This is a genomic window from Micrococcus sp. HMSC31B01, assembly GCF_001816085.1.
Lineage (GTDB): Bacteria > Actinomycetota > Actinomycetes > Actinomycetales > Micrococcaceae > Micrococcus > Micrococcus luteus.
The window spans coordinates 1-10538 of sequence record NZ_KV825114.1 but is presented as its reverse complement, the minus strand read 5'-3'; the positions used below and the strand labels follow the sequence as shown (position 1 = coordinate 10538).

The 10538-nt window shown below is 73.5% G+C and carries 9 protein-coding genes and 1 pseudogene; 5 read left to right on the top strand and 5 right to left on the bottom strand.

Translation table 11 applies throughout. The annotated features are described in order from the left end of the window. Positions 1-369: pseudogene (locus HMPREF3105_RS12980) on the top strand (hypothetical protein); the annotation flags it as partial. Positions 370-408: 39 nt separating this feature from the next. Here the strand turns inward: HMPREF3105_RS12980 and HMPREF3105_RS06190 are convergent. From HMPREF3105_RS06190 to HMPREF3105_RS06175, 4 genes are read right to left on the bottom strand one after another with little or no spacing between them, the layout of a single operon-like run. Further along, a complete protein-coding gene (locus HMPREF3105_RS06190; RefSeq protein WP_036338250.1) occupies positions 409-2274 on the bottom strand; it encodes an ABC transporter ATP-binding protein in 1866 nt (621 codons plus the stop codon). Continuing rightward, complete coding sequence (locus HMPREF3105_RS06185; protein WP_036338247.1) at positions 2271-4109, bottom strand: ABC transporter ATP-binding protein; 1839 nt, start codon at positions 4107-4109, stop codon at positions 2271-2273. The genes HMPREF3105_RS06190 and HMPREF3105_RS06185 overlap by 4 nt, the downstream gene beginning before the upstream one ends. Before the next feature lie 41 nt (positions 4110-4150). Continuing rightward, a complete protein-coding gene (locus HMPREF3105_RS06180; RefSeq protein ID WP_036338244.1) occupies positions 4151-5119 on the bottom strand; it encodes a metallophosphoesterase in 969 nt (322 codons plus the stop codon). Between the two features lie 5 nt (positions 5120-5124). Further along, entirely contained in the window at positions 5125-7308 is a 2184-nt protein-coding gene (locus HMPREF3105_RS06175; RefSeq protein WP_070708985.1) for a transglycosylase domain-containing protein, read from the bottom strand. Between the two features lie 68 nt (positions 7309-7376). Here HMPREF3105_RS06175 and HMPREF3105_RS12975 point away from each other — a divergent pair, with 68 nt between their 5' ends. Genes HMPREF3105_RS12975 through HMPREF3105_RS06165 form a run of 3 tightly spaced genes read left to right on the top strand, consistent with a single transcriptional unit; the run spans position 7377 to position 8933 of the window. Continuing rightward, a complete protein-coding gene (locus HMPREF3105_RS12975; protein ID WP_010080276.1) occupies positions 7377-7544 on the top strand; it encodes a Sp36 family protein in 168 nt (55 codons plus the stop codon). Beyond that, positions 7541-8041 (top strand): RidA family protein, encoded by a 501-nt coding sequence (locus HMPREF3105_RS06170; protein ID WP_069941149.1) that lies wholly within the window; start codon positions 7541-7543, stop codon positions 8039-8041. Before HMPREF3105_RS12975 ends, HMPREF3105_RS06170 begins: the two co-directional genes overlap by 4 nt. Continuing rightward, positions 8031-8933: an NUDIX hydrolase gene (locus HMPREF3105_RS06165; RefSeq protein WP_069941150.1), complete on the top strand. Its 903-nt coding sequence runs from the start codon at positions 8031-8033 to the stop codon at positions 8931-8933. The genes HMPREF3105_RS06170 and HMPREF3105_RS06165 overlap by 11 nt, the downstream gene beginning before the upstream one ends. A 30-nt stretch (positions 8934-8963) precedes the next feature. Here HMPREF3105_RS06165 and HMPREF3105_RS06160 read toward each other — a convergent pair whose 3' ends face one another. Beyond that, the gene (locus tag HMPREF3105_RS06160) at positions 8964-9641 is read right to left on the bottom strand and encodes a Crp/Fnr family transcriptional regulator (RefSeq protein WP_002854021.1); all 678 of its coding nucleotides are present in this window, start codon (positions 9639-9641) and stop codon (positions 8964-8966) included. 174 nt (positions 9642-9815) lie between these two features. Between HMPREF3105_RS06160 and HMPREF3105_RS06155 the strand changes: the two genes are divergently transcribed. Beyond that, positions 9816-10538, top strand: a 723-nt coding sequence (locus tag HMPREF3105_RS06155) for a CvpA family protein (protein WP_141762446.1), incomplete at its 3' end; no start/stop codon positions are given.

The following is a 10538-nucleotide window of genomic DNA, read 5'->3' as shown; positions in this document are numbered from 1 at the left end:
GCGCTCCTCGACGCCGGCCTCCCCGAGCCGCGCCTGCAGGCGCAGCTGGTCTCACCGGCGGGGGAGCGGACCGACGCGGACATGGTGGTCGAACGGTCCCGCGTGGCCCTCCACTACGACGGCGGCCACCATCGCACGCCGGAGCAGCAGCGACGCGACGCACGGCGGGACCGTCTCTGGCAGGAGGCCGGCCACCTGTCCATCACGGTGATGGGCGCCGACCTGGCCGAGGACTTCCGGACCGTGGTGGCCGCCGTCGTCCGCCACGACCGGGCCGCGCGGGCGACCTCCACCATCTCCGCTCCCGCCCCCGCCGCAGGACTTTCGAACGTGAAATCGGGCGAATGGGCACTTTCGAACGTGGGATAGGCCCTCTCTCACGTTCGAAAGTGCCCGGCCCGGGGCCCATCAGGCGAGCGAGTCCTCCCAGGCCCGGTGCAGCGCCGCGAACCGCCCGTCGGCCGCCACCAGCTCGGCGGGGCTGCCGTCCTCGACGATCCGGCCGTCGTGCATCACGAGCACCCGGTCGGCGGTCTCGACGGTGCTGAGCCGGTGGGCGATGATCAGTGCCGTCCGGTTCCCCAACAGCCGCTCCAGCCCGGCCTGCACGAGACGCTCGCTCGGCAGGTCCAGCGACGACGTCGCCTCGTCCAGGATCAGCACGGCGGGGTCCGCGAGGAACGCCCGCGCGAACGACACGAGCTGCCGCTGTCCCGCGCTCAGCCGCCCGCCGCGCTTGGCGACGTCGGTCGCGTAGCCCTCGGGCAGCCCCAGGATGAAGTCGTGCGCCCCCACCGCCCGGGCGGCCGCCTGGATCTCGGCCTCGGTGGCGTCGGGCCGGCCGAGGGCGATGTTCTCCGCGATCGACCCGGAGAACAGGAACGCCTCCTGGGTCACCATCACCACGTTGCGCCGCAGATCCGCCTGGCTGAGCTCGCGCAGCTCCACCCCGTCCAGCGTCAGCGAGCCGGCAGAGACGTCGTAGAACCGGGCGATGAGCTTGGCCAGCGTCGACTTGCCCGCACCCGTCTGGCCCACCACGGCCACGGTCTGCCCGGCCGGGATCACGAGGTCGAACTCCGGCAGCACCACCCGGTCCGGTCCGTAGCTGAACACCGCGTCCCGGAACTCCACCCGCCCGGACGCCACGCCCGTCCCCGGAGCGTCGGCCCCGGGCAGCGGCGTGGGCTCGGCGGCCTCCACCACGGTGGGCTCCTCCTCGAGCAGGCCGGAGACCTTCTCGAGCGCCGCCGTCGCGGACTGCAGCGACGAGTAGAACATCGCCACCATCTCCATGGGCTGGAACACGCGCCGTCCGGCCAGCAGGAGCGCCACGAGCACCCCCACCTCGAGGTCGCCGTCGAGCACGCGCAGGCCCCCGGTCACGAGCAGCGCCGCTACCGTGAGGTTGCCCGTCGCCACGAGCACCGGCTGCAGGATGCCGAACAGGTTGAGCGTGGCCACCATGTCGTCCCGGTAGGCCGTGGCCAAGTCGCGGTACCGCGCGTCGTTGTCCCGTTCCCGCCGGAAGGCCTGGACCGCGCGGATGCCGGTCATGGTCTCCACGAAGTGCACGATCGACCGTGCCGAGGACACCCGCGACCGCCGGTACGCCTCCTCGGACCGCACCTGGTACCAGCGCGTCACGATCGCCACCGGCACGGCCGCGCCCAGCAGCACGAGGAACGACGGCGGGTCCAGCAGCAGGATGGACGCCGCGGTGAACGACATGAACATCAGCCCGGACACGAGCGAGGACACGCCCTGGTCCAGCAGCTCCCGCAGCGCCTCCAGGTCCGAGGTCTGCCGCGAGATCACCCGCCCGGACGTGTACCGCTCGTGGAACCCGAGGCTCAGCCGCTGCGTGTGCCGGAACACGCGCAGCCGCAGGCTGAGCAGCATGGCCTGGCTGGCCCGCGCGGTGAGCCACGTGTACGCCCCCAGCAGGCCCCCGGAGACGAGGGCCGCCGCCACGTACGCCCCGCCCACGGGGACGAGGATGGGCCAGACGGACTCGCCGGCCCGCACGGCCTCGACGACGCGCGGCAGCTCCGCGTCGATCGCCCAGGCGATGATCAGCGGCCCGGCCGCCCGCGCCGCGTTGGACACGAGCACGAAGACCACGGTGACCAGCAGCGTCCCCCGGACCGGCCGCGCGAGCTCGCCGAGCAGCCGGAAGGACCGGCGCCGGATGTGGCGGCGCTCCGCGCGGGTGTAGTCGAGGTCCTCTTCGGCCCCCACGCCGCGCACGCGGCTCACGTCGGCGGCGCTCATGCCTGCTCCTCCGGTCGGCTCGAGATGATGTGCCGGTACACGGCGCTGCGGGCCAGCAGTTCGGGGTGCGTCCCCACGTCCTCGATCCGCCCGTCCGCCAGCACCGCGACCCGGTCCGCCAGGGCCACGGTGGAGGGACGATGCGCCACGATCAGGGTGGTCGTCCCGTCGAGGACCTCGCGCAGGCGCGCGGTCACGGTCTCCTCGGTGCGCACGTCGAGGGCGGAGAGGGGGTCGTCCAGCACGAGCACGTCCGGGCGCGCCGCGATCGCGCGGGCGAGGGCGATCCGCTGGCGCTGTCCGCCGGAGAGGCTGAGGCCCTCCTCGCCGATCTCGGTCTCGACGCCGTCCGCCAGGTCCGCCACGAAGCCCGCCTGCGCGGTCTCGAGCGCGAGGTCGAGCAGGGCGTCCGCCGCGGGGGAGTGGAGGCCGTCCGCGAGCACGTCCGCCGGGGCGCCGAGCAGCACGTTCTGCCGGATGGTCGCGGAGAACAGCGTGGCGTCCTCGAACGCCACGGACACCCGCCGGCGCAGCTCCTCGAGCGGCATCCGGCGCACGTCCACCCCGTCCACGCAGACGGAGCCCGCCGTGACGTCGAGCAGCCGGGGGACCAGCTGCAGCAGCGTCGACTTGCCGGCGCCGGTCGCGCCGACCAGGGCCATCGTCTCGCCGGGCACCAGCTCGAGGTCGACGCCGTCGAGCAGGTCGCGCTCCCCGCGCCCCGGGTCCGCGTCCGGCCAGCGGAAGCGCACCCCGCGGAACGCGAGCGCGCCGGTGGCCGGGGGCACGACGGCGGCCTCCCCGGTGGGCGAGGCGATGTCCACGGGCGTGGCGAGGACGTCCACGTGGCGGTCGATCGCCGTGCGGGCCGAGAGCGTCATGCCCATCAGCTGGCCCACCGACTCGACCGGCCCGGCCAGCACGGCCGCGGTGGCGAAGTAGGCGGCGAGCGCGCCCACCGTCAGCTCCCCGGTCGCCACGAGCCACAGGCCCAGGGCGAGGCCCAGGCCCAGCACCGTCTCCGGCAGGGCCACGATGAGCGCGATGAACCGGGCCAGCACCGAGGCCTTGTGCACCTCGGTGCCCTGCAGCGTGCGGGCGCGCCCGCGGAAGCCGTCGAGGGCGTGCGCGCCGCGGCCGAACGCCTTGAGGACGCGGATGCCGTGCACCGACTCCTCGACGGACGTGGCGAGGTCCCCGGCCTGGTCCTGGGAGAGCCGGGACGCGGCGCGGAAGTCGTTGCGGAACCCGAACGACGCCCACATGATCGGCACGGCCGCGGCGAGGTAGAGCAGGGCCAGCTGCCAGGACAGCAGGAACAGCAGGACGAGGCCGACGGCGATGGTCACCACGTCCACCACGAGCATGACCGAGCCGAACGCGATCCACCGCCGCAGCAGCGAGAGGTCGCCCTGGGCCCGGGAGAGCAGCTGCCCCGAGGGCCACGCGTCGTGGAACGCCACCGGCAGGCGCTGGAGCCGTTCGAACAGGGCGATGCGCGCCCGGTTCTCCACCCCGGCGGCCGGCGGGAGGATGAAGTACCGGCGCAGGCCGATGAACGCGGCCTCGGCGAGGCCGAGCACGGTGAGTAGGCCGGCGGCCCGCCACACGTCCGCGCGGGAGTCGGGGGAGGAGGGCCCGGCGAGCACAGTCTGCGTGAACACGGTGTCCACGAGCAGGTGGATGACCTGCGGGATGGCCAGGGCCACGAGGCCCGCCGCCGTGGCCGAGGCGAGCCCGAGCACCCAGCGCGCCCGCACGCCCTCGAGGTACGGTGCGATCCCGCCCAGGGCGTCACGCAGGGACGAGGCGTCGGGAGAGGTGGCGCGGGTCACGGGGCCCCACTGTACCCGCGGCCCCGGACGGGACAGGCGGCTCAGCCCCGCGGGACCAGGTCCAGCACCACGGCCTCGGGCCGGCACGCGAACCGCACGGGCGCGGACGGCGCGGTCCCCAGGCCGGCCGACACCTCGAGGGGGACGGTCCGCCCCGCGGCCGTCCACGTCGAGACCCCGGAGGCCTGTCGGCGCGGCAGGTCGCAGTTGGTGACGAGCGCACCGAGGAACGGCACGCACACCTGCCCGCCGTGGGTGTGGCCGGCGAGCAGCAGGTCGGCGCCGTCGGCGGTCATGGCGTCCAGCACGCGGCGGTACGGGGCGTGGGTGACGCCCAGCCGGAACCGCCCGTCGTCACCGGGCCGCCCGGCGTTCTCGTCGGGTGCGGCGCCGGGGAAGCCGGCCCAGGCGTCCAGACCGAGGTGCGGGTCGTCGGTGCCGGCGGCGAGGACCTCGAGCGTGGTCCCGGCGCGGGTCGGCACGGCCAGGGCGGCGCCCCGGTTCGTCAGGTCGGCCCAGCCGGCGGCGCGGAACGCGCCGAACAGGACGTCGGAGGGAAGCCGGGGCCGGTCCTCGTCCATGCGCGAGGGGCCCGCGAAGTACCGCAGGGGGTTGGCCGCCTTGGGCGCGTAGTAGTCGTTGGAGCCGGGCACGAACACGCCGGGCCGCGCCAGCAGCGGCCCGAGCGCGTCGAGCACGAGCGGCACCGACGCCGCGGCGGACACGTTGTCTCCCGTGTTGACCACGAGGTCAGGCTCGAGTGCATCCAGCCCGCGCAGCCACGCCCGCTTGGCCCGGTGCCGGGGCAGCAGGTGGATGTCCGAGAGGTGCAGCACCCGCAACGGCGCCGACCCGGCCGGCAGCACGGCCAGTCGGTGCGTGCGCACCGTCCGGGCCTCAGCCTCGGCGAGGCCCCAGGCCAGGCCGAGGCCCGCCGTCGCGGCCATCCCGACGGCGGCAGGCGCTGCGGAACGGAGCATGCGGCGGGTGGGGGAGGCGGCGGGGGGCATCGCGGTCAGAAGCCCGGGACCGCCTCGGGCAACGGCCCGCCTCGGTCCAGGTCGTCGATGTGGAACTGGCGTCCGTCCGGGTGCTCGCCGGCCTCGCCCGGGTCCTCCGACTGCGGGCCGTCCCACTCGGGCAGTTCACCCGGCGGGAACTTCTCCTTGGCCAACTGGTTGTACTCGAGCCAGGACGGGCCGTTGATGGAGGTCGAGTAGAACGGGTTGCGGACCTCGCCGTTGACGGTCTCGCCCGTCATGGACTTCAGGTTGTTGTAGCGGCCGGTCCACACGGCGGTGGCCAGCTCGCTGGTGAATCCGACGAACCACGTGGAGGACACGTTGTCGTTCGTGCCCGTCTTGCCGCCGAACTCGTAGCCGGCGCCCTCCTCGGCGATGTTGAAGCCGGCGATGTGGCGCAGGACCGGCATCAGCTCCCGGACGTGGTCCGGGTCGATGACCTGGTCGCACTGAGGGTCGGCGACGTCGTACTGGTTGCCGACGGTGTCCGTGACCTCCAGGATGGCGCGCGGCTCGCAGTACAGGCCGTTCGCGGCGATGGCGGCGTACGCGCCGGCCAAGGACAGCGGGGCCACCGAGTCCTTGCCGAGCAGGAAGGACGGGTCGTCCGGCTGCAGCGGGGAGCTGTCCAGGGCGCGGGTGATGCCCAGCTGGGTGGTGAGGCTCGTGATGTCGCACAGGTCCAGCTGGTACGCGGTGGCGACGGTCGGGGTGTTCACGGACCAGAAGAGGCCCTCGTCCACGCGCACCTGCCGCAGCATGCCCGGGATCACGTTCTTGAACTGCCAGGTGCCGCCGATCGTGGTGTAGCCGCCCGGGCGGCACGAGGCAGCGAACCGCGTGCCCGTGGGGTAGACGTTCCGGGAGGCGTCCACGGAGTCGACCAGGCGGTTGCCGTTGCGCAGCCACGTCAGTGCCACGAAGGGCTTGAGCGTGGAGCCGGCCTGGAAGCCCTGGCCGCCACCCCACTGCTTGTCCACGTTGAAGTTCAGCGAGGTGTGGCCGAGCTCGTCCTGGATGGCGTACTCGGTGTTCTGGGCCATGGTGCGGATGTTGCCGGTGCCGGCCTCCACCGAGGTGAGCGCGTGGCCGGCGCCCAGCGACTCGTTGTTGGGCACCGAGGCGCGCAGGTTCTTCTCGGTCTCCTTCTGGAGCGTCGAGTCGATCGTTGTGCGGATGGTGAGTCCGCCGCGGTCCAGCAGGGCCTGGCGGGACTGGACGTCCGGGCCGAACGTGGGGTCGGCGAGGATCTGCCGCTCCACGTAGTCGCAGAAGTAGGTGCCGAACTTGGCGTAGAGGCAGCCCGAGGGGCGGGACTCCATGACCACCTCCATCGGCTGGGCGACGGCGTGGTCGTACTCCTCCTGGGAGAGGTAGCCGTTGTCCTTCATCGCGTTCAGCACGAGGTTGCGCCGCTCCGTGGCCTCCTCCGGGTTGCGGGCCGGGTTGAACCGGGTGGGGGACTGGACCATGCCGGCCAGCGTGGCGGCCTCCCAGCTCTCCAGGTCGGCGGCGGACTTGCCGAACACGTACTGCGAGGCAGCCTCGACCCCGTAGGCGCGGCCGGAGAACAGCACGATGTTGAGGTAGCCCTCGAGGATCTCGTCCTTCGACATCTGCTTCTCGACGGCGACGGCCAGCTTGATCTCCTTGACCTTGTCCGCGATGTTCTTGGAGCCGGAGAGGGTGAGGCGGGAGTCGCCGCGGATCTGCTGCACGTTCACCAGCATGTTGTTCACGAACTGCTGGGTGAGGGTGGAGGCGCCCTGCGTGGAGTCGGAGGTGGCGTTGTTGACGGTCGCGCGAATGAGGCCGCGCGCGTCCACGCCGTCGTGATCGTAGAAGCGCTCGTCCTCGATGGCCACGATCGCGTGCTGCATGTGCTTTGAGATCTTGTCCAGTGGGACCGGGGTGCGGTTCTCCTCATAGAAGACGGCGATCTCCTCACCGTCCTCCGAGAGGATGCGCGACGGGACGGACACCGGCTCCGCGGGCAGCTCGTCCGGCAGCTCGTCCAGCATCTCCCGACCCGACGCGGCGGCGACACCGGCCAGGCCCGCGACGGGCAGCAGGAGGGCCGCCACGAGCAGGCCAGCCAGCGCCGACAGGCCCACGAAGGCGAGGAGGCGGCCGGGGGCGCTCGAGGGCGCGGGGAAGCGGGTCGTGCGGGAGGCCATGGGCGCGAGTGTAGCGCGGGCACCTGGGACCTCTTCCGGGGTCCGCGCCGGTGGCTAGGGTGGGTCCCATGACTCAGCAGACGCAGTGGGAGTACGCCACGATCCCCCTCCTCATCCACGCGACCAAGCAGATCCTCGACCAGTGGGGTGAGGACGGCTGGGAGCTCGTCACGGTGATCCCGGGCCCCGAGGGGAACAACCCCGTGGCCTACCTCAAGCGTCCGAAGGCGGCGTGAACGTGACGGCGCAGTCCTCGGCCCCCGCCTGGGGCGACGGCGCAGTCGCGGCCCGCCTCGCGGAGCTCGGCATCGACCGACCCGCCGTCGCGGCGCCGGTCGGCTCCTATGTCCCGGCCCTGCGGGACGGCGACCTCGTGCTGACCTCCGGCCAGCTCCCCTTCGTGGCCGGCGCCCTGCCCGCCACTGGCAAGGTGGGCGCGGAGGTCACCCCGGAACGCGCCCAGGAGCTCGCGCGGGTGTGCGCCGTGAACGCGGTGGCCGCGGTGCACGAGCTGTTGGGCGACCTGGACCGGGTCGCCCAGGTCGTCAAGGTCGTCGGTTTCGTGGCCTCCGACCCCGCGTTCACCGGTCAGCCCGGCGTGGTGAACGGCGCCTCGGACGTGCTGGCCGAGATCTTCGGCGAGGTCGGCCGCCACGCGCGCTCCGCCGTCGGCGTGGCCGTGCTGCCCATGGATGCTCCCGTCGAGGTGGAGATCACCGTCCGTGTCCGCTGATCCGGCCGGCCTGCTGCTGCCGGTCCCGGAGCAGGAGGAGGACCTCACCCGCCAGTGGCTGGACCGGCGCTTCCGCCAGGTGCGCCCGGCCCGGCCCGGGTCGGCCGTGGTGCTCGTACGCGACGGCGACGACGGCCCGGAGGTCTTCCTCCGTCACCGCGCGGGACGCACCCCGCTCGGCCGCGTGGGTCTGCCCGGCGGCGCGCTCATCGAGTCCGACGCCGACCTGTGCCCGTGGTACGGGCCCGAGCCCTCCCAGTGGGCCCACACGTTCGGGACCACGGATCGGCGGCGTGCGCGGCAGCACGTGGTGGCCGCCGTCCGTCAGCTCCACGACGAGGCCGGAGTGCTCCTCGCCGGTCGCTCCGACACGGACGTCGTGTCCACGGCGCGCGTCGAGACCTGGGGCGGGGGCCGCAGCTCCCTCGAGGAGGGCTCGGAGAGTCTGCCCCATCTGCTGGCCTCGCGCGGCCTCGGACTGCGCGCCGACCTGCTGCGCCCCGTCATGCGCTGGCATTCCGCGCCCCACGTCCACCGACGTTTCGACACGGCCGTGTTCGCCACGACGACCCCACCGGTGCAGTCCGCGCCGGCATCCGAGGAACCCGGTCCCGAACTCCAGGCGTGGGTGCCCGCGTGTCGCGCGCTGGCCGGCCCGCTGCGGCTGCCCGGACCCGCCGGGGCGGAGGGCACGGCACCCTTCGACCAGGTGGCGACCCCGCTGACGCAGGTGATCGTGCGTCGGGTCGCGGCGCACCGGACGGCCGCCGCCTTCCTGCTCTCCGTCACGCCCTGTGCCCGGCGTGGCCCCGTGCCGGAATACCACCTGGTCACCGAGGCCGGCGACGACGGCACCCCCCGGATGCGGGTGGAGCGGGCCACCCGGGACTGACCGGGGTGGCCCGCTCCAGGGCGGGGAGCGTCAGCGCGAACGCTGGCGCAGACGCTGCAGGTCCAGGATGACCACGGCGCGGTTCTCCAGGCGGATCCAGCCGCGCTGGACGAACTCGGCCAGGGCCTTGTTCACGGTCTCGCGGGACGCGCCCACCAGCTGGGCGAGTTCCTCCTGCGTGAGGTCGTGCGCCACCAGCAGGCCGTCCGCGGCCGGGCGGCCGAAGCGGTCCGCGAGGTCCAGGAGCGCCTTGGCCACGCGGCCCGGCACGTCCGAGAACACCAGGTCCGCCAGGGACTCGTTGGTCTTGGACAGACGCTGGGCCAGGGCCTGGAGCAGCTGGACCGACACGTCCGGCGACGAGGCGATGGCGCGGCGCAGGTTCTCGTGGCGCAGACCGGCCAGGCGCGTGGCGGACACCGCGGTGGCGGTGGCGTTGCGCGGGGCGGGGTTGAACAGGGCCATTTCGCCGAAGATCTCGCCGGGGCCGAGCACGGCCACGAGGTTCTCGCGGCCGTCCGAGGCGGTGCGGCCGAGCTTGATCTTGCCGGACATGATCACGTACAGCTGATCGCCCTGGTCGCCCTCGTGGAACGCGGACGCGCCGCGGGAGAGCTCGACCTCGGTCAGCTCCGAGGTGAGGATGGCGAACACCTCGTCGTCCAGGTTGGTGAACAGCGGAGCCTTCCGCAGAACCTCGAGATCCATGTGTGCGTGTCCTCTCTGTGGCCAGTTCCTCACACCGCGGCGGAGGAGCCGCCCGGTTCACTGGCGTCCATTGTGCCCCATACCCCAGTGCGGGCCGATACCCTGGATCCTCCACCGGGTGCGCGGGCCGTCCCCGTGCGTGGCCGGTGCCGTCACATCCGAAGGAGGTCGCCCATGCCGCTGGGTCTGACGTGGCTGGACGTCCTGCTCATCGTCGCGCTCGCGATGCTCCTGGTCCAGGGTCACCGTCGCGGCCTGTGGGTGGTGCTGGGCAACCTCGTCGGCCTGGTCGGCGGCGCCGCGATCGCGTTCTACGCCCTGCCTGAGGTGGCGAAGTTCGTCACCGCGCCGCAGTGGCGGTGGGCCGCGCTGATCGCCACCCTCGTCGTGCTCGTGGCGGCGGGCCAGTACGTGGGCGCCGCCATCGGCGAGGCGATCCGGTTGCGCGTGAACCTGCCGGCGCTGCGACTCGTCGACCGCCTGCTCGGCGCGCTCGCCACCGGTCTCGCGGGCGCCCTCGTCCTCTGGCTCGTGGCGTTCTCCATCGCGGCCTCCGGCTCCACCGCGGTCACCCGTGAGGTGACCCGCTCGCGGGTGATCGCAGCGCTGGACACCGTGATGCCCGACTCGCTCCTGGCCTGGGCCGCCCGCTCGCGTTCCGCCGTCGCCGACCTGGACGTGCTGCCGGAGCTCGAGCTGCCCGCCCCCGTCCCGGAGACCGACGACGGCGTCCGCGCCGCCCCGGCCCCGGCCGCGACGCCGGGTCTGCCCTCGGCCGCCTCCTCCCCGTCCGACACCGCGACGTCCGCCCCGTCCGCCTCGGCGACCCCCGAGGAGCCCGACGACGCCGCCGCGCCGTCGGCCACGACGACCGCCCCCGCCTCGTCGACGTCGACG

Bases quoted from the DNA above. Each gene is read 5' to 3' on its own strand.
- HMPREF3105_RS12975 (WP_010080276.1), top strand. From the start codon at position 7,377: ATGACTCAGCAGACGCAGTGGGAGTACGCCACGATCCCCCTCCTCATC.
- HMPREF3105_RS06180 (WP_036338244.1), bottom strand. From the start codon at position 5,119: ATGCCCCCCGCCGCCTCCCCCACCCGCCGCATGCTCCGTTCCGCAGCG.
- HMPREF3105_RS06160 (WP_002854021.1), bottom strand. From the start codon at position 9,641: ATGGATCTCGAGGTTCTGCGGAAGGCTCCGCTGTTCACCAACCTGGAC.
- HMPREF3105_RS06190 (WP_036338250.1), bottom strand. From the start codon at position 2,274: ATGAGCGCCGCCGACGTGAGCCGCGTGCGCGGCGTGGGGGCCGAAGAG.
- HMPREF3105_RS06175 (WP_070708985.1), bottom strand. From the start codon at position 7,308: ATGGCCTCCCGCACGACCCGCTTCCCCGCGCCCTCGAGCGCCCCCGGC.